This window comes from Nocardia sp. CA-084685 (assembly GCF_050955785.1).
GTDB lineage: Bacteria > Actinomycetota > Actinomycetes > Mycobacteriales > Mycobacteriaceae > Nocardia.
Genome location: NZ_CP192094.1, coordinates 2,485,757 through 2,503,737, shown reverse-complemented (window position 1 = coordinate 2,503,737; position 17,981 = coordinate 2,485,757). Strand labels below are relative to the sequence as shown.

The 17,981-nt window shown below is 65.0% G+C and carries 15 protein-coding genes, 1 tRNA gene and 1 pseudogene; 8 read left to right on the top strand and 9 right to left on the bottom strand.

Translation table 11 applies throughout. The annotated features are described in order from the left end of the window. Positions 1-8 precede the first annotated feature (8 nt). Complete coding sequence (aceE, locus tag ACQP2U_RS11280) at positions 9-2,828, bottom strand: pyruvate dehydrogenase (acetyl-transferring), homodimeric type (RefSeq protein WP_433716425.1); 2,820 nt, start codon at positions 2,826-2,828, stop codon at positions 9-11. A 297-nt stretch (positions 2,829-3,125) separates the two neighbouring features. Between aceE and ACQP2U_RS11275 the strand changes: the two genes are divergently transcribed. The 4 genes from ACQP2U_RS11275 to ACQP2U_RS11260 all read left to right on the top strand — a co-directional run bounded on the left by ACQP2U_RS11275 (position 3,126) and on the right by ACQP2U_RS11260 (position 4,920). After that, entirely contained in the window at positions 3,126-3,683 is a 558-nt protein-coding gene (locus tag ACQP2U_RS11275; protein ID WP_433714626.1) for a hypothetical protein, read from the top strand. Positions 3,684-3,842: 159 nt separating this feature from the next. After that, positions 3,843-4,265, top strand: coding sequence for a DUF3052 domain-containing protein (locus ACQP2U_RS11270; RefSeq protein WP_040688342.1), 423 nt, complete (start codon positions 3,843-3,845; stop codon positions 4,263-4,265). 71 nt (positions 4,266-4,336) lie between these two features. Beyond that, the gene (locus tag ACQP2U_RS11265) at positions 4,337-4,816 is read left to right on the top strand and encodes a peroxiredoxin (protein WP_397037977.1); all 480 of its coding nucleotides are present in this window, start codon (positions 4,337-4,339) and stop codon (positions 4,814-4,816) included. 32 nt (positions 4,817-4,848) lie between these two features. Further along, positions 4,849-4,920, top strand: a tRNA-Val gene (locus ACQP2U_RS11260). 58 nt (positions 4,921-4,978) lie between these two features. On the opposite strand, the gene ACQP2U_RS11255 is transcribed toward ACQP2U_RS11260, so the two are convergent. Together ACQP2U_RS11255 and ACQP2U_RS11250 are read right to left on the bottom strand one after the other, a co-directional pair. Further along, entirely contained in the window at positions 4,979-5,137 is a 159-nt protein-coding gene (locus ACQP2U_RS11255) for a hypothetical protein (RefSeq protein WP_433714625.1), read from the bottom strand. After that, positions 5,134-5,310, bottom strand: coding sequence for a hypothetical protein (locus ACQP2U_RS11250; RefSeq protein ID WP_433714624.1), 177 nt, complete (start codon positions 5,308-5,310; stop codon positions 5,134-5,136). The genes ACQP2U_RS11255 and ACQP2U_RS11250 overlap by 4 nt, the downstream gene beginning before the upstream one ends. 283 nt (positions 5,311-5,593) lie before the next feature. Here ACQP2U_RS11250 and ACQP2U_RS11245 point away from each other — a divergent pair, with 283 nt between their 5' ends. Both ACQP2U_RS11245 and ACQP2U_RS11240 read left to right on the top strand, forming a co-directional pair. Further along, positions 5,594-6,796 (top strand): helix-turn-helix domain-containing protein, encoded by a 1,203-nt coding sequence (locus ACQP2U_RS11245; RefSeq protein WP_433714623.1) that lies wholly within the window; start codon positions 5,594-5,596, stop codon positions 6,794-6,796. A gap of 595 nt (positions 6,797-7,391) precedes the next feature. Further along, positions 7,392-8,636, top strand: a complete 1,245-nt coding sequence (locus tag ACQP2U_RS11240; protein WP_433714622.1) for an NAD(P)/FAD-dependent oxidoreductase — start codon at positions 7,392-7,394, stop codon at positions 8,634-8,636. A 214-nt stretch (positions 8,637-8,850) separates the two neighbouring features. Here the strand turns inward: ACQP2U_RS11240 and ACQP2U_RS11235 are convergent, their stop codons facing one another. The 3 genes from ACQP2U_RS11235 to ACQP2U_RS11225 all read right to left on the bottom strand — a co-directional run bounded on the left by ACQP2U_RS11235 (position 8,851) and on the right by ACQP2U_RS11225 (position 10,132). Continuing rightward, positions 8,851-9,585: a hypothetical protein gene (locus tag ACQP2U_RS11235; protein ID WP_433714621.1), complete on the bottom strand. Its 735-nt coding sequence runs from the start codon at positions 9,583-9,585 to the stop codon at positions 8,851-8,853. 101 nt (positions 9,586-9,686) lie between these two features. After that, a complete protein-coding gene (locus ACQP2U_RS11230; protein WP_433714620.1) occupies positions 9,687-9,842 on the bottom strand; it encodes a hypothetical protein in 156 nt (51 codons plus the stop codon). Next, a complete protein-coding gene (locus ACQP2U_RS11225) occupies positions 9,839-10,132 on the bottom strand; it encodes a hypothetical protein (protein ID WP_433714619.1) in 294 nt (97 codons plus the stop codon). The genes ACQP2U_RS11230 and ACQP2U_RS11225 overlap by 4 nt, the downstream gene beginning before the upstream one ends. A 158-nt stretch (positions 10,133-10,290) precedes the next feature. On the opposite strand from ACQP2U_RS11225, the gene ACQP2U_RS11220 reads away from it, so the two are divergent. After that, the gene (locus ACQP2U_RS11220; protein ID WP_433714618.1) at positions 10,291-11,439 is read left to right on the top strand and encodes a helix-turn-helix domain-containing protein; all 1,149 of its coding nucleotides are present in this window, start codon (positions 10,291-10,293) and stop codon (positions 11,437-11,439) included. A gap of 38 nt (positions 11,440-11,477) precedes the next feature. Further along, positions 11,478-11,660 (top strand): annotated as a pseudogene (locus ACQP2U_RS11215) (NAD(P)/FAD-dependent oxidoreductase); the annotation flags it as partial. Between the two features lie 147 nt (positions 11,661-11,807). On the opposite strand, the gene ACQP2U_RS11210 reads toward ACQP2U_RS11215, so the two are convergent. From ACQP2U_RS11210 to ACQP2U_RS11200, 3 genes are all read right to left on the bottom strand, one after another. Next, positions 11,808-13,610, bottom strand: coding sequence for a serine/threonine-protein kinase PknD (locus ACQP2U_RS11210; RefSeq protein ID WP_433714617.1), 1,803 nt, complete (start codon positions 13,608-13,610; stop codon positions 11,808-11,810). An 862-nt stretch (positions 13,611-14,472) separates the two neighbouring features. After that, a complete protein-coding gene (locus ACQP2U_RS11205) occupies positions 14,473-15,429 on the bottom strand; it encodes a LysR family transcriptional regulator (protein ID WP_433714616.1) in 957 nt (318 codons plus the stop codon). A 569-nt stretch (positions 15,430-15,998) separates the two neighbouring features. Further along, the gene (locus ACQP2U_RS11200) at positions 15,999-16,817 is read right to left on the bottom strand and encodes an alpha/beta hydrolase (RefSeq protein WP_433714615.1); all 819 of its coding nucleotides are present in this window, start codon (positions 16,815-16,817) and stop codon (positions 15,999-16,001) included. Between the last annotated feature and the right edge of the window lie 1,164 nt (positions 16,818-17,981).

Here is a 17,981-nt window from a genome sequence, read left to right as displayed (position 1 = left end):
ATCGTCCGCTATGCCAGTTCATCTTCGGTGCCGGGAGCCGACTTCGGCGCGGCGTCGACATCATCGATGCGGTACTTGGCCGCCGCCTCGACGGCCTTGGCCGGATCGATCTTGCCGGTGCGGCCCAGTGCGGCCAGGGCCGCGACCACGATCGACTGCGCATCGACGTTGTAGACCCGACGCGCGGCGGGGCGGGTGTCGGAGAAACCGAAACCGTCCGTGCCGAGCGTGGTGAAGTCGCCGGGCACCCACTTGCGCACCTGATCCGGCACCGCGCGCATCCAGTCCGTCGCGGCCACATACGGACCATCGACCCGGGCCAGCGCCTGGGTGATGTACGGGACGCCCGCATCGGTGCCCGGGTTGCGCAGCTGGGCGATCTCCTTGTCGAGTGCCTCCTTGCGCAGTTCCCCCCACGAGGTCACCGACCAGACATCGGCCTGCACACCCCACTCCTCGGCGAGCAGCGCCTGCGCGCGCACGCCGTCGGGCACGGTGACACCCGAGACCAGGATCTGAGCACGCACATCGCCCGCACCGCCGCGCTTGTACAGATAGATGCCCGCGAGCAGCCCGGCGATATCGAGATCATCGGGCTCGGCGGGCTGTACATACGGCTCGTTGTACAGGGTGATGTAGTAGAAGATGTCCTCGCCGCCGAAGCCGCCCGCCGATCCGTGCGGATGCGTGCCGGGTATCGCGCCGGGACCGGGCTCCGGAGTGCCGCCGCCGTACATGCGACGCAGACCATCCCGCACGATATGCGCGATCTCGAAGGAGAACGCCGGATCGTAGGTCACCACGGCCGGGTTGGTGGAGGCCAGCAGCAGCGAGTGGCCGTCGTTGTGCTGCAGCCCTTCACCGGTCAGCGTGGTTCGCCCGGCGGTTGCGCCGAGTACGAAACCGCGCGCCAATTGGTCCGCAGCCGCCCACAATCCGTCGCCGGTGCGCTGGAAACCGAACATCGAGTAGAAGATGTACAGCGGGATCATCGGCTCGCCGTGGGTGGCGTACGAAGTGCCCGCGGCGGTGAACGATGCGGTCGATCCGGCCTCGTTGATGCCCTCGTGCAGAATCTGCCCGACGGAGCTCTCTTTGTAGGCAAGCATCAATTCCGCGTCCACGGAGGTGTACAACTGCCCGTTGCGGTTGTAGATCTTCAACGAAGGGAACCACGAGTCCATACCGAAGGTCCGGGCCTCGTCCGGAATGATCGGCACGATCCGCTTGCCGATCTCCTTATCCCGCAACAGCTCCTTCATGAGCCGAACCAGGGCCATGGTGGTGGCCACGTTCTGCTTGCCGGAACCCTTGCGCACCGACTTGTAGGCCTCGTCCCCGGGAAGTTGCAGCGGCTTTGCTGCGGTACGCCGTTCGGGCAGGAAGCCGCCGAGCGCCTTGCGACGATCGAGCATGTACTGGATTTCGCGCGCCTCCATACCCGGGTGGTAGTACGGGGGCAGATAGGGGTCCTTCTCCAGTTCGGCATCGGAGATCGGAATCCGCTGCAGGTCACGGAAGTCCTTGAGATCCTGCAGGGTCAGCTTCTTCATCTGGTGCGTGGCATTGCGACCCTCGAAATGCTTGCCGAGGGTGTAGCCCTTGATGGTCTTGGCCAGGATCACCGTCGGCTGACCCTTGTGTGCCATCGCGGCCGCATAGGCGGCGTAGACCTTGCGGTAGTCGTGACCGCCGCGCTTGAGGTTCCAGATCTCCTGATCCGTGAGGTCCTGGACCAGGGCCTTGGTGCGCGGGTCGCGGCCGAAGAAGTGGTCGCGGACGTAGGCGCCGTCATTGGCCTTGTAGGTCTGGTAGTCGCCGTCGGCGGTGGTGTTCATCAGGTTCACCAACGCGCCGTCGCGATCGGCGCCGAGCAGCGCGTCCCACTCCCGGCCCCAGATGACCTTGATGACATTCCAGCCCGCGCCACGGAAGAACGATTCCAGTTCCTGGATGATCTTGCCGTTTCCGCGCACCGGGCCGTCGAGGCGCTGCAGGTTGCAGTTGATCACGAAGGTCAGGTTGTCCAGTCCTTCGTTGGCCGCCACCTGGATCAAGCCGCGCGACTCCGGCTCGTCCATCTCACCGTCGCCGAGGAACGCCCAGACATGCTGATCGGAGGTGTCCTTGATGCCGCGGTCGTGCAGGTAGTGGTTGAACCGCGCCTGGTAGATGGCGTTCATCGGGCCGAGGCCCATGGACACCGTCGGGAACTCCCAGAAGTCGTTCAGCAGCCGCGGATGCGGATACGACGGCAGGCCGTGGCCCGGACCGCCGTGGCTGTACTCCTGCCGGAAGCCATCCATCCGGTCGGTACTCAACCGGCCCTCGAGGAAGGCGCGGGCGTAGATGCCCGGCGAGGCGTGACCCTGGATGAAGATCGAATCGCCGCCGCCCGGATGGTCCTTGCCGCGGAAGAAGTGGTTGAAGCCGACCTCGTAGAGCGCCGCCGAGGAGGCGTAGGTCGAGATATGGCCGCCGACACCGATCCCGGGGCGCTGCGCCCGGTGCACCATGATCGCCGCGTTCCAGCGGATCCAGGCACGGAAGCGTCGCTCCACCTCTTCGTCGCCGGGGAACCACGGCTCGTTCTCGGTGGGGATGGTGTTGACGTAATCGGTGGAGGTCAGGGATGGAATGGCGACCCTGCGCTCACCGGCGCGTTCCAACAGCCGGAGCATGAGGTAACGCGCGCGGCCCGGACCTTCCCGGTCGAGCATGTCATCGAACGATTCGAGCCATTCGGAGGTTTCCTCCGGGTCGATGTCCGGTAGATAGGACGCCACCCCTTCGCGGATAACCCGCACCCGCCCGCCAGAAGGCGGCACCTGCGGTCCGTTCGGATCACGCGGCGCGGAGTCGGTGCCAGCGGATTTCGCTGGCGCGGAAGAGTGGATCAGGTCGGTCAAATCTGCTCCTCGTACAGGGGTGGACAAGCTGATAGGCGTCTGTTTCCCCGGGCGGCACACTTGGTTGGCGGACCACCCGTTTTACGAAAGGTTCGGGCGCACCTCCATCCTTGCGGAAGATGTGGCCCAGGTCATCATGTCAGGGGCATCTGCAGTACGGTTCCGCAGGGAACGTGAGTCGAGGACCGCCGGTGAAACAGAGAGGCACGGAGGACAATGAAGGTGCTGGACCCACGCGGGTTCGCAGCAGTGTGCGCGGCGACGGCGGTCGTGGTCGGCCTGACCATCGCTGGTTGCGCGAAACACGTTGACGGCGTTGCCAATCCGAATGCCTCGGAGCTAGCGTCCTACAAGACCGAGGCGGCCTCCTCCTCCGCGGCGGCGACCTCCTCGCGCAAGGCCGCGGCACAGGCCCAGGCGATCAGCGACAATTGCGGTCAATTCCCCACAACCACGGGTGTCGGCGTTTCGAAGTACAACGAATTCGTCGATGCCCACGATGCGAACGCCGCGGACTACAACGCCAAGCGCGATACCGCCGCCCAAACCCTCGACGACGCCGCGACCAAGGTCGAGACCGGGGTGAACAACGCCAACGGCACACTACCCGCGGACCTGCAGGCCAAGTTCGCCGAATATGTCGCTGCCGCACGACAGCTCGCCGCGGAGACCCGCAAGATGACCTACACCGCCCCCGTCGGCGCACTCAACGAGGCGAGCAAGCGGGTCAACGACGCACGCAATGCGGTCAAGGACGCCTGCCCCAAACGCTGAATTCGTCCCATGAACCGGGGTCCGGTGGCGAAAATCGGCCAACGACACGAGGTTGTCATACGACATTCCATGGGTATTTCGTCCGATCAGCTTGCGCTCGAGGCGATAACCATGTTCGCTTGCAACTACCTATTGTCTGGAGTTGAGGAGGACACCACCGTGGTCGCCGCGGCGGACGCGCAGAACTACGCTCAGAAGCTTGGCATTACACACGGCATGGTTGTCCAGGAGCTGGGCTGGGACGAGGACACCGATGACGACCTGCGGGCCGACGTCGAAGAGGCCAGCGGTGGGGAGATGGTCGACGAAGACTCCGACGAGGTAGTCGACGCTGTCCTGCTGTGGTGGCGAGAAGGCGACGGCGATCTAGCGGATGAACTGATGGAAGTCATCAGTCCGCTGGCCGACGAAGGCTTCATTTGGGTGCTCACTCCCAAGACCGGGCAACCTGGTCATGTCGATCCGAGCGATATCGCCGAAGCGGCACCCACGGCGGGTTTGACGCAAACATCGGCGATCAGCCTCGGTGCCTGGTCCGGCAGCCGACTCGTGCAGCCCAAGGCACCCTCGAAACAGCGCTGACCGCTTTCGCTATGGTTTCGCCGGGCGGTGTTTCACCGCCCGGTGAAGCCCGACACGATGGAGGATCAGTGATGCCAGTCGAGCTCGGCCCGCTGGAAGTCGGCACGCTCGCGCCGGATTTCACACTCAAGGATCAGAACAACCAGGACGTCACGCTCTCGGACTACCGCGGCAAGAAGAACGTGCTGATCGTGTTCTATCCGCTCGCCTTCACCGGCATCTGCCAGGGTGAGCTGTGCAAGGTCCGCGACGAGTTGCCCAAATTCCAGAACGACGCCGCCGAAATCCTCGCCATCTCGGTCGGCCCGCCACCCACCCACAAGATCTGGGCAGCCGAACAGGGCTACATCTTCCCGCTCCTGTCCGATTTCTGGCCACACGGCGCCGTCGCCCAGTCTTACGGCGTCTTCAACCAGAAATCCGGCTACCCCAACCGCGGCACCTTCGTCGTAGACCGCGACGGCATCATCCGCTTCGCCGAAATGAACGGCCCCGGAGAGCCCCGTGACCAGGCGGCTTGGGAGAAAGCGCTTGCCGCGCTAGAGTCCTAGACCGGCCCGTCGGTCACCCACCGACGGATCCCGGGCGTATAGCTCAGTGGTAGAGCTCTGGTTTTACACACCAGCGGTCGGGGGTTCGAACCCCTCTGCGCCCACAACTGAACAACGAGGCAAGGCCCGCTTTTTGTGGGGCAGAGACCGCCACGCCAAGGTCTAGTAGTCGTGATACTCGCTCGGATCGTCTTCGGACTCGATGCGCTGCCGAATCGCCTGCACTGTGCGGTCTTTCGGGATCCGCTCAGGCCAGAAGACGGCCACGATGAACACGATCAGCGGCAGACCGAACACGACTGCCCACCCGAGTACGATCATCGGTGCACCCCGCCGAGCACCGACCAGCGGGCGAAAGACTCACGCGGGCAAGCACATTCGACATCGGCGAACACCATCAGCCGATTCAGGGTTTGCGCGTCCAGGTGCGCCGAGGACGGTAACAGCACCACATCGACGCCGAGTCCCTCAGCCTGTTCGACCAGACCGAGCACCGAGCCAGCGTCGGCCCCAACGCGGCACGTACCCCAACCGCCGCGCCAAACGGCGAATCTGGCCCGCGTCCCATTCCGACGTCGGTGATGTCGGGTCTAACCATGCGAGCGCGGTCGGCCTCATCGTGTCCCCTGCTGTCCGTGTTGGTGGGCACCCGCCGCCGAGGACTTCGCGCCGACCCGGCGGCGGGGCTTCACTGAGCCTGTCCGCTGGAAGGGACAGGTAGAACGGTTCTTCGGCTACAGCCCGTCTACAACCCATCGCGCGATTACCGTGTCTTACATGGAATCCGGCCCACCTTCCGTCCTCGTCGGCGCTCAGCTCCGCGCAGCCCGCGAGGCAGCGGGACTGAGCCTGTCCGAATTGGCCGATCGCGCGCCCTACAGCCGGGCTGCACTGGGCCATTACGAGACCGGGCGACGCGTGCCTACCGCCGATGTCGTGGCGGCGTATCGACGTGTGTGCGGTCCGCTCGACGCGGTAACTACAGCGGAGGCACTAGCCCGCGCTGAGCTTGACCGACGTGGGTTTCTCCGCTCCGCTGCCTATAGCGCGTCACTCGCTGCCACCGCCCTGCTCCCGATGCCTGAACACGCGCGCCTCTCGGCAATCGGTGATGGCACCCGGACCGGTGCGGCTGATGTGGCCGCAGTGCGCGGCGTGACCGATGCCCTGCTACGGCTCGATGAGGTACGCGGCGGTGGCGCGGGCCGTGTCGCTATGACCGCGTTTCTCGGCACCGACGTTTCCACCCTGCTCCGGTCCAGGTTCTCCGACGATCGTGTTCGAGCCGATGCGTTCAGCGCGGCGTCGGAACTGGCATACGCGATCGGGTTCAGCTCCCACGATGTCGGCGCGGACGGCGCGGCACTGCGGTATTTCCTTGCGGCGCTGCGGTTGGCTGAGGAATCCGGCGTGCCTGGACAGGACGGTTTCGTACTGCGGATCATCGCGTTGCACGCGGGCGACGTGGGTATGCCCGAGCACAGTGTCGAGCTGGCCGAGCGCGCGGTGTCACGGGCACTCGGTCACGTCGATGTCGATGCTATGGCGGTGTTCGATGTGGCTCTCGCCCGGATGTACGCGGAGGGTGGAGAACATCGCGCGGCGCGGGACACGCTGCGCCGGGTCGAACCGTGGCTCACCCCGACCACGACCACCGAACTCCCCCGCTGGCTGTCGCTGTGCTGCCCGAACAAGGCATCGGTCAGCCGACAAGCATCGAAGGCGTTCGCCGCGCTCGGTGACCTGAGCGAGGCCGAACGGCACTTGCACATGAGCGCGGCGGCATGGAACCCGGAGACACACACCAGGATTCGCGCGCTGAGCGAGATCGAAACCGGGCTACTGCGCTGGCAGTTGGGCCGCCACGAGGACGCGGCCCAACTGTGGCGAGCGGCGCTGCCTGTCGTGACCGGCGTGGACTCGGATCGGACCCGCAAGGCGGTCGCGAAGGTCGCGAAGGTCGCGCCGGACCTGACCTAGCCCCAGGTCAGACGATGTTTCCAGCGTCTCACCAGTGTCCCAAGACAGGCAGATAAGGGCCGGACACAGCGGTACTGACTGGACGTGATCATGTCCCTGACCTGGACGGGATGGACAGGGCGGTACCTGCTGGACGTTGATGGGCGCTTTTACACACCAGCGGTCGGGGGTTCGAACCCCCTCTGCGCCCACCGATGAAGTACCAGCTGGACAACGGTTTCATTGCCTCACAAAACTTGCTCCGCGCAACCGGAGAGCCGGGCGAACGATTCACACGGAACCGCGAAACCCCGGTGACGGAAGGGTGTCGGTCAGGCGACCGCGAGTTCGATAGCTCGCGGCGCCAATGCACAGCCCCCTCCAGGACCATGAACAGAAGCAATGCGTAGTGCGGCGGATGGTGATCAGACGGGACACAACGGGCGCGGGGGTTCGAACGGAGCTAGATGTGGTGGCTCATGACGTTGGTTTCACAATGGCGATCCGAGGACGAGTTGTTCGGGTGGAGGGATCGCTGGTTCACGACACCAACGAAGGACCTCAGCAGCCGACCGCTGACACCAGTCTCACGAGACAACACAAATAGAATGACGAGGTGCAGCGAGCTGCAGCGAGAGATCCTTCGCGGGTCGTGGTCCTCGGGTCCGGGTTCGCGGGTCTGTGGGCGGCGCTCGGGGCGGCGCGGCGGCTTGACGAGCTCGGTGTGGCGGTCGGAACCGTTGAGATCACAATGATCAGTTCCACGCCGTACCACGATATCCGCGTGCGCGACTATGAGACCGATCTGAGCACCTGCCGCATCCCGCTGAGCGCTCTTCTCGATCCGGTCGGAATCAAGCACATTATCGGCGAAGTGACGGCGATTGATGCTCTGGCGCGGGTCGTGGAATCCACCGCGGGGACTCATGGCTACGACCGGCTGGTGCTCGCGTTGGGCAGCCAGGTGGTCAAGCCCGATATTCCTGGCTTGCGGGAGTTCGGTTTCGACATCGACACCCATGACGCAGCGAACAGGCTGCAAGCTCACCTGCGCCGGCTTGCCGAGGACCCTGCTGACCCGGCGGCCGCGACAGTAGTCGTCGTCGGGGCAGGTTTGACGGGGATCGAAGAGGCGACTGAGCTGCCCGCGATGCTCGCCGACGCCTTTGCCGCGGGTGCCGTCACACCGCGGGTGGTCCTGATCGACCGCAACCCGTTGGTCGGCTCGGACATGGGCGCATCGGCGCGACCGGTCATCGAGGCGGCGCTGGCCGACATCGGGATCGAGACCAAGTTGGGCGTCGGGGTCCTCGCCATCGACGAGCGCGGTGTGACGCTCTCCTCGGGTGAAGTGGTGACCGCCGCGACCGTCGTCTGGTGTGCCGGCATGCGGGCCAACCCGCTGACCGCGGACTTCGGGATAGACCGCGACCGGCTGGGTCGACTCCCCGTCGACGATTATCTGCGGGTCTGCGGTGTGCCCGGGGTATTCGCCGCCGGTGACGTCGCCGCCGCAAAAATGGACGACGAGCATATGTCGGTGATGTCGTGCCAACACAGCCGCCCGATGGGTCGATGGGCGGGATACAACGTCATCGGCGATCTTCTGGGCAAGCCCATGAAGCCGTTGCGGATCCCTTGGTATGTAACGGTTCTCGATCTGGGACCGGCAGGCGCGGTATACACCGAGGGCTGGGAGCGCCACGTGGTCGCCTGCGGCGCGCAGGCCAAAGACACCAAGCGCGCCATCAACACCCGGCGTATCTATCCTCCATTGAGCCGCGACCGCGACGCATTGCTGGCCGCCGCCGCGCCCGAACTGCAGGCCGCGCCCGCGCACGGACCCGAGTCCACCCATTGACGATCAATCGCGCTGATGGATAAAAGAATCCGACAGAAGAGGCAACGATCTCGGTGGGATGGCTGCCTTCCGCGCAGCACGTGTCTTGCCCCCGCGCTCGACAACCGAAGGTTCTTACAAATACATCGCCGACCGACCGCACCCGATGCCCGCAGGTGTGGGTGCGGATCACCCACTGTGAACGTGCTGACCACGCCCGGCCGAGCTCCCCGGTTCAGCGACAGACGCCGAGTGCGCCGGTCCAGGTGGCGGTGTCGATACCGGCGCGCCTGGCCAGTGCGAACATGGCGGTGAGGTCGTTGTCGGTGCGCGGTTCGGGATCGGTCTCGGGGTAGTGCTGCGCCTGCAATCGCACCATGGCCTCGGCGAAGGATCGAAGTCCGTTGTCGGTGAGAGCGCCACGCTCGGCGCCGTCGAGCAGATGGTCACACAACTCCCGCATACCGGCGTCGGTGGCATAGAACTCCAGCCGTTCGGCGATCTCGCCGACCGCGTCCGCCCGTGTCGTCAAAGCTGATATGCCGCAGTCGAGTCCGTCGTCGACCAGATCGTCCGGGTAGGGCACCCGGCGCCAGGCCCCCTCGTCGAACCAGTAGATGCAGCCGACCATATAGTCATCGATCAGGCCCTGCAGGTAGTGCCGTGGCACCCATTCCGGCGCGCCGGCCAGGAGGTCGATCGCGGGCTCGTACCGCTTGACCTCGCTCGATTCGTCCTCCCCGACGAGCACAGCGCGGCCGTCGCCGAACCACTTCAGCACCCACCAGGTGCAACCGCAGTCGTCCCAGTGCAGGCCGTCGTCGTCGATCCAGTATCCCGAACGATGTTGCGGCAGCTCACGCTCCTCGTCACGGTCGTAGGTCGCGATCGCTACGGCTGCCCACCGCGCCCACAGCACTCGCGCATCCGGCAGGTCGTCGGGGTGCCCTGGCCGGTGTAGCTTCGCCAATGTTGTTCTCCTGGTGCGGGGTTCCGTGTCAGCGTAGCCATGGGGTAGGCCGATATGCCAGGGGAGGCAGTGACGCAAACGCCATCGTCGTCGACGGCGGCCTATCGTCCATCTTCGTCCTCTATGCGCTGCCGAATCGCCCGCACCGTGCGATCTTTCGGGATGCGCTCGGGCCAGAAGATCACCGCTAACACCACGGTCAGGGGCAGCCCGAGCACGATCACCCACCCGAGCGCGATCCACATGTCGGCACTCATCGGCGCACTCCGCCGATGAGCGACCAGCGGGCGAAAGTCTCACGCGGGCAGGCGCATTCGATGTCGCACGTACCCATCAGTCGATTCAGTGTCGCCGCGTCGAGATGGCCGGAACTCGGGAGCAACACCACGTCGGTACCCGATGCCTCAGCCTGTTCGGCCAGACTCAGCACCGAACCAGTGTCGGCCCAGCGCAGCGCGCATCCCAACCGGCGCGCCAAGCGGCGCACTTGGGCCGAGTCCCATTCGGGTACCGGCGAACACGGGTCTATCCAGCCGAGCGCGTCCATGCCGAAGCCCTCCTGTCGTTGGCAAGCTCCCACCGCCGAGGACTTCGCATCACCCGGCAGCGGGGCTGAAAAAGACGCTAGGCGTGCGACTTTGGGGAATGGCGTACTTCGACGGCTACAAGCGTCTACAGCCGGACTACGCACGTTAGGCTGGTCTTATGGACGAGTCGGACGCCGTTACCGGTACTCGGCTGCGTGCTGCGCGCGAGGCGGCGAGGCTCAGCCTGTCCGCGCTGGCGGCGCGAACTCACTACTCCAAGGCATTGCTCGGCCTGTTGGAGACCGGGCAGCGTCAGGTCAGACCGGAACACGTCCGCGCCTACGCCGATGCCTTGGGGATCGGATCAGCGCTGTTCATCGAACCATCCGATGGGGAGCAGGCAGCGGCGGAATGGATTCATCGAGTCGCCGCGTCGGACCTCGGTGGAGACACGTTGGACCGCCTGGAGCTGGCGGTGGACGACTTGGCGGCGGGGTACCCGACGACTCCGCCGGGCGAACTGCTCATACGCATCCGGCAACATCTCGGCTATGCCGGACGCCTGATGGACAGCCGCAAGACCCTGACTCAGTACCGCCGATTACTGGTCGCGGTCGGCTGGCTGTCGCTGCTGGGCAGCACCTGCCACATCGACCTGGGCGAAACCTCCGCCGCAGCGGCACGGGGACACCTGGCCTGGAGGCTCGCGGACGAAGCGGGACACCGTGAGATCGCGGCATGGTGCCTGGAAACACGGGCATGGCAGCAACTGACCGGCGGTGAGTTCACGGCAGCGGCCGAGTTATCGCGCGCCGCACAGTCCCTTGCCCCGGAAAACAGTTCGGCGTTCATCCAGGCGACTGCTCAGGAGGGCCGTGCTCTGGCGCGGCTCGGGGACAGCAAAGGCACCTACGGGGCGCTGCGCAAGGCCGCCAGGATGGTATCCGGGCTGAGCACGCCAGATCGACCCGAACACCATTTCCGCTACGACCCAGCGAAATCGGATGCCTATGTGGCCACCACGCTGGCGTGGCTCGGTGATCCAGCGGCGGAGTCCTACGCCCGGCACGTACTCGCCGATTTGGCGGGGGCCGCATCCGCCCGCCCGCGTCGCATCGCGATGGCGAACCTTGACCTGGGTCTGGCCCTGGTCGCCGCCGACAAGCCTGATGAGGCGGCGGACGTGGCGCTGACCGTGGTGACCTCGGGCAACCTGGTGCCCTCCCACTACTGGCGCGTATCCGAGGTGATCTCCGGTATCGAACACCAGGATGTCGCGGACGCGGCCACGGTGCGTGAAGCGTTCCGCGACACCTACGCCGTGTAGCAACCGCAGATTCGCGCAGGTCAGAGGCATGATCGGCGCATGTAACGGTTCTCGATCCGGGACCGGCAGACGCGGTATACACCGAGGGCTGGGAGCGCCACGTAGTCGCCTGCGGCGCGCAGGCCAAAGACACCAAGCGCGCCATCAACACCCGGCGTATCTATCCTCCATTGAGCCGCGACCGCGACGCATTGCTGGCCGCCGCCGCGCCCGAACTATAGGCCGCGCCCGCGCACGGACCCGAGTCCACCCATTGACGATCAATCGCGCTGAAGGATAAAGAATCCGACTGGGAGGCAGTGACGCAAACACCGCCGTGTCTTCCAGATCGCGGCACCGCTGGGATCGTGTCGGCCGGTCTGGGTGGTTCAGCCGATGGGGAGCTTCACCACCGGATCGGGGCCAAGGTCGGTGACGTATACATCTCCCGCCGTGTCTACCGCCACACCCTGGGGATTCTTCAGGCCGGTGAACGGCAGCGGGGTCGGCGTCGACGCGCCCGCCGCCAACATCACCACCCATTTGTTGCCCCAGTCGACGACGTATACGTCTCCCGCCACGTCGACCGCCAAACCCTGGGGATCTTTGAGCCCGGTGAACGGGAAAATGGTCGGCGCCGACGCGCCCGCCGACAATCGCGTCACATGCTCGGTACCCAATTCGGTGACGTATACGTTGCCCGCAGTGTCGACCGCCACACTATCGGGACCTTGGAGGCCCATCAACGGCAGCGTCGTCGGCGCCGACGCGCCCGCCGCCAACCTCAGCACCCGATCATTACCCCGGTCGGCGACGTATACGTCTCCCGCGCTGTCGACCGCCACACCATGGGGATCCTTCAGGCCGGGGAACGGCAGTGGGGTCGGCGTCGACGCGCCCGCCGCCAATTTCATCACCCGATCGTTACTCGTGTCGCTGACGTATACGTTGCCCGCCGTGTCGACCGTCACATCCTGGGGATTCTTCAGGCCGGTGAACGGTAGCGGGGTCGACGTCGACGCGCCCGCCGCCAATTTCATCACCCGATCGTTACCCATGTCGGTGATGTATACGTTGCCCGCCGCGTCGACCGCCACACCGGTGGGCAGGGTTACGTCGGTGAACGGCAGCGCAGTCTGCGACGAGTAGCCCGAGCCGATAGGTGTGGGCGAGTTGCCACTGCCGCCTGATTCTCGTTGGAAACCGATGAAGACAGCAACGGCGGCCGCCACCGTAACCGCGACCGCGGCGGCGAGCAGCCCGGCGGCCTTGGGCGACAATCTGATTCGCCGCGTATGGCGCACAGCCACGTCCGCGGTGGTGCTGACCGCGGAACCGTCCACCACGGCGCAGGCCGCCGCTGCCAGCTCGCGCACGGTCTGGTAACGATCGTCGGGGTTTTTGGCCATTCCCTTGGCGATGACCGCATCGAACTCCGGCGGTATATCGGGTGTAGTGGTGCTGGGACGCGGCGGCGGGGTGTGCAGGTGATGGGCGATCACACCCTGCACCCCGGCTGCGCTCGCAAACGGCGGACGACCGGTCAGGCACTCGTACAGCACGCACGTCAACGCGTATACGTCCACTCGGGCATCGGCCTTGATCTCCGAGCCGATCTCCTCCGGCGCCATGTAGGCGATGGTGCCGATGGTCTCGCCGATCGTGGTCAGCGTGCGGTCGTCGGCGGCGTGGGCGATCCCGAAGTCGATCAGGGAGGCGAACTCATCGGCCCCTAGCAGGATGTTGGTGGGTTTGACATCGCGATGGACCAGCCCGGCGTCGTGGGCCGCCTGCAGCGCGCCGGCCACCTGGGCGATGATCGCCACTGCTCGCCGCGGCGACAAGGCCCCTTCTTGCGTGATCACTTTGCGCAGGTCGGTGCCCTCGATCAAGCGCATATTCAGATAGAGCCGACCGTCGATGTCGCCGAAGTCGTGGATGGGGATCACATGCGGCTCGGTCAACTGCGCTACCGCCCTGCACTCCCGGCGGAACCGCTCGCGCAGCTGCTCGTCATCGGCGAAGCGCTCGGGCAACACCTTGAGCGCCACCACCCGGTTGGTCAGCGAATCATGCGCCCGCCACACCTGGCCCATGCCGCCCTGACCCAGCAGCGACAGCAACCGATAGCGTCCGAACACCTCCGCTGGCCCCCGAGTGCCGTCCCCGCCACTCATTACCGTGTCATCCATTGTGCCGTCCCATGACCACCCGACTGGCAAACGGTGTACTTGCTCGCGTTCCCCCCGCGCCCGCGAGCGGGTGGCCTCATTAGTTGATTTAGCCAGGCCGACAGTCGAGTCGGCGCTGGTATTTCCCAGGCATGCTCGAGGCGGCAAGTACACGGCCCGGCACTGGCCGGTGCGAGTGCGCGGATCGTGTCCGGAAATCCGCCAACAAACCTGTAGCAACTCCAGCGTACCTCTGAGCCATTCGACCAACTTCGTGAACGCGGCGGTCCAACACCACTCGGATGCCGAGCCATCTTGCATAAACGCGTGTCCGCCAGCGAACCGATCACGAATGCCCAGGTGGTCGAACCGCCGCACTTCTTGCCCACGCCGAGGTCTACGGTCGCGCCGAGCCGCCCTACCCGGCCGGGCTACGGCAACGACTCCCCGACGACGGGCTACTGCGTCGCGGCACCCAGGTCGACGAACTCGGTGCCGGCATCGGACTAGCAACCGTGCCGAGGCTTCAGACCGACGCCATCGTCACCGCGGTCGCGCCCGGCCCAGCCCCTGCCGCCCCGCCTGAGCCGGTTCTCTCCATCAGCCCCGCGATCGTGGTGATCACCACCCCAACTCGCGGCGTAAGGCGGTCATGTCCGCTTCTTGACGGATGCCGACCTCACAGCAGGGTAGCGGGGCCCTGTGATAGTGCGGACCTCGATAGCATCGATCTTCGTACAGATCGAGGAACGCCGAGGGGCTTGTGTTGACTACCGACTATCTTGACCGCTGGAACGCTCACGAGGCTTCGGCGGAGGCGATGATTCCGATCGATGGATTCGTTGGGAATCGGTGCGGCGGCAGTACGGTCAAGCTCGCGTGCCTACTCGCTGAGTGACGAAGGCGCCCGGGACGGCGGCCTTGGCTCCACGGATCGTTGGTATCCCAGGGAAAGCAGCGAAACCTCTCTTGCCACTTCACTGAATGCCTGGACCTTCGCGGTTGTGTTGTCCGCTCGCCAGAGCAGTCCCCACTCCACCGGCTCCGCGTCGCGGAACGGAATGTAAGAGATCTCGGGCCGAGCGTAGTACTTCGCCGCGCTCATACCGACCGGCAGGACACCCCGTCCAGCACCGATCAATATCAGGAGCTCCTGGAACGTCGCGGCTGAAGGACCGAAGCTGATCGGCCGCCCGGCAGGCGTGGTGGACGGAATGCGTTCGTCGCGGAAGGATTTCGGCAGGGTCTCCGGTAACCGCAGCACGTCGACACCAGCCAGTTCCTCGACAGAGACGGAGTCCCGGCTCGCAAGCCGATGTGCCGATGACACAGCAAGCAGGCGAGGCTCGGTGATGAGGGTAGGTCCGGCGACGATCCCCTCTTCCCGCACGGGAAATGCGGAGAATGCGATGTCTACTTCGTTTTCGCGAAGCCAGGGCATGATCTCGTAGAGCTGGGCGTCCCGAATCCGAACAGCGCAATCCGGTTGCCGCTCACGGAACAGCTCCGCCGCCGCGGCAAGTAGCGTTCCGCCTGCGGCGTTGACGAACGCGACGCGCAGCGTGCCCGTCACACCGCGAGCGGCCTCGACAGCCCGCTGGAAGGCGATGATTGTCTGGTTCCACGCGGGGCGAAGGTCCTTGTCGAGTTGCCGCCCGATAGGAGTGAGTTGCACTCGTCGGCTTGTGCGAGCGAACAGGTCCGCACCGACACTCCGCTCCAGTTTCCTGATCGTTTGACTGACCCGAGTCGTCGACACTCGCATACGCTCTGCTGTCCGACCGAAATGCAACTCCTCGGCTAGCGTCAGAAAGGCTTCCACCTCATGCCGCTCCAGCATGCTCCCACTCTCCGATCACCTCGCGGCTCCCAGCCCAGCATGTCCCGACCCAGGCCAAGCAACAACCCGGCACCCCTCGGCTGCGTCTCGGCAAACTGCTTCGAATCCGCCGCTGTGCCTGGAGACATCCGGCAACCCGAAACACGCACGCGCGAACCCGTAACACGGCCGCAGGCCACGCACCATCCCAGACGTCAGGTATTCGCCGTCCGGCGCAACGCCACCTGCGAACCTCGGAGGGCAAGCGGTGGGTGGTCCCCCTGCTGGTTCCGCCGCGACCGCGATCAGCTTCGACGGCCGAAATCTATTGCGTGATGGCATTATCCACTGCTGAATTGCACTGAACGCGGCGGTAGGTGACGACAACGCGATCGCCGTTCCGCCTCGAATTAATGCACGCAGTGGGGACCAACCGCGCGCCAACAAACGGCTTGTGACGCAGCCCAATTCAAGGCGCGCCGTCGACCTCCCGATCCAGTCGCGTTCGGGGTGGCCGTGCAGGCCCGATCGTGGCTCAGCGAGCAGCGCGTTTGCCCCGAGTTCGGTTGGTTGACGGGTTCCTGGCCGCTTCAGTTGCTGCTTTCGAGTGCTGTGGCCAGGGTCGGCCAGGATCGGGCTAGTTCGTCGGCCCAGTAGGGCCAGGAGTGGGTGCCGGCGAGCCGGAGATTTTTGGTGGCTGGGATGTCGAGTTGGGTGAGTCGGTCGGCGAATTGACGGGTGCAGGTGTTGGCGCCTGCTTCGAGTGGTCCGCCGTAGAAGACCGCATCACGCAGTTCAGGGTTGCCCGGCACATCGTGTTCGCCCGGCAGGCCGCTGCCGGTCGAGAGATAGATCGCGGTGCCGCGCAGGGCCTCCGCGTGCACCGCCGGGTCGTGGGCGCGCCACTCCGGGTCGTCGCGTTTGCCGAACATGTTGTCCGGATCGCCACCCCAGGTTTGCACTATCGCGCGGGCCTGCGTCTGCCCCAGCTCGGAGCTCAGCAGATAGCAGCCACTGTGGGCGGCGACCGCCTTGTAGAGCCCGGGTGTCCGCGTCGCCAGCATCATCGCGGCTTCGGCGCCCATCGAGGTACCTTCGATCGCGTTGCGGCCGTTGCCGTTGAAGCGCGCGTCGATCACCGGTGGCAGTTCCCGGGTCAGGAACGTCTCCCATTTGTTGGTGCCGAGCACGCGGTCGGGGTGCTTCCAGTCGGTGTAGTAGCTGGCCGCGCCGCCGGTTGTCAGTACCACGTTCACATCCTTGTCCGCGAAGAATCCCACCGCGCCGCCGTGCTCGGTCCAGCCGTTGTTGCCTGGCTCCGCGTTACGGCCATCGAGCATGTACACCGTCGGCCGAGGTTTGCTCTGATCGGCGGGCAGCAGGACCTGCACCTGCACGACACGGCCCATCGCCGGTGATCGCACATACACTCGAAGCCAGCGATCGATGATCGGCTCGATATGGTCGATCGCTGCCGGGCCCGGCAGGTATGCGCTCTGCGGTGGCGGCTCGGAATTTTCCGAAGACCCGGAACTCGGTGGTGGTGTCAGCGGTTCCGCTCCCGCAGGCGAGGGCGCGACCACCGCCACCCACAGCAGTGCTGTGGTGGTTATGACGATGTCGACGACCCGGTGCCGCGATCGACCGCGAGCACTGAATCGGACACGAGATTGTGGCGCGGTCAAACCTGCTCCCAGAACTATAGACCATGCCGCTGAACAACGGCCCGTTAACTAACGTAAGTTTAGGACCAGGGTCGAATCAACCCGAATTCGGGAGATGATCGTGAAGAGATATGCCACGATCCGGCTGAGATGGTCTTGAAGCTGAAGTCCGCCATGGTGGCCTGGACGGGGCAGCGGCGTAGATCACGCGTCACCTCGTCTTGTCGTCGACTACGCCACGAGCGCTGCGCATGGGGTCGATATCGACGAACGCCACATCCGCTGAGATCAGCGGGACCGATGCTGCCAGAGGCACGCCGCGATCTTGCTCAGCTTTCGACGCGAACCGCGACTGCTCCCGAGGGAGCAAGACTCGTGGTGAGCATTCCTTCCCAGGGGTCGGCGGCGTAACAGCGATGCCGCTGCCAGTGCCCGAACACGAGCAGCAGATCCCGCCACGACACACTCGGGTGTAACTCAGCCGGTACAGCCATGCCGGCCAACAACATGCGGTTGTTGGCGAGTTACGGCCCACGCGCCGTGAAGTATTCCTGCACGATCGTAAAGCGGACTCGACTTGATTCAGTGCGCAGTGCGATCAAAGATCGTCTAGGGGCTGGCTCGACAAATTGATCAATTGGTTTCCGATCAGCACCTTATGAGCACTAAAGGAGAATTCAGGTTTTGAACCATAGCTTGTCGAATATGCGGCCGCGGCGTCCGCAGATGCTCTCGCAATAGGCGCTGAGGAAGCGGTAATTATTACCAGCTCCACATGGAGTTAGCTACCACGAATGAGTGAGGGGTGCAGGTCGGGGATGCGGGATTATCGCTAGTCGGGTATGCGATGCGGATACGAATATCGGACGGATGAGTTACCTATTCCGGGCTCTCCGAAATCCGAATGTA

Coding starts and splice junctions, on each gene's coding strand:
- ACQP2U_RS11220 (WP_433714618.1), top strand. CDS start 10,291: ATGGACGAGTCGGACGCCGTTACCGGTACTCGGCTGCGTGCTGCGCGC.
- ACQP2U_RS11245 (WP_433714623.1), top strand. CDS start 5,594: ATGGAATCCGGCCCACCTTCCGTCCTCGTCGGCGCTCAGCTCCGCGCA.
- ACQP2U_RS11205 (WP_433714616.1), bottom strand. CDS start 15,429: ATGCTGGAGCGGCATGAGGTGGAAGCCTTTCTGACGCTAGCCGAGGAG.
- ACQP2U_RS11210 (WP_433714617.1), bottom strand. CDS start 13,610: ATGGATGACACGGTAATGAGTGGCGGGGACGGCACTCGGGGGCCAGCG.
- ACQP2U_RS11230 (WP_433714620.1), bottom strand. CDS start 9,842: ATGAGTGCCGACATGTGGATCGCGCTCGGGTGGGTGATCGTGCTCGGG.
- ACQP2U_RS11265 (WP_397037977.1), top strand. CDS start 4,337: ATGCCAGTCGAGCTCGGCCCGCTGGAAGTCGGCACGCTCGCGCCGGAT.
- ACQP2U_RS11275 (WP_433714626.1), top strand. CDS start 3,126: ATGAAGGTGCTGGACCCACGCGGGTTCGCAGCAGTGTGCGCGGCGACG.
- ACQP2U_RS11255 (WP_433714625.1), bottom strand. CDS start 5,137: ATGATCGTACTCGGGTGGGCAGTCGTGTTCGGTCTGCCGCTGATCGTG.
- ACQP2U_RS11200 (WP_433714615.1), bottom strand. CDS start 16,817: ATGGGCCGTGTCGTGCAGGTGCAGGTCCTGCTGCCCGCCGATCAGAGC.
- ACQP2U_RS11225 (WP_433714619.1), bottom strand. CDS start 10,132: ATGGACGCGCTCGGCTGGATAGACCCGTGTTCGCCGGTACCCGAATGG.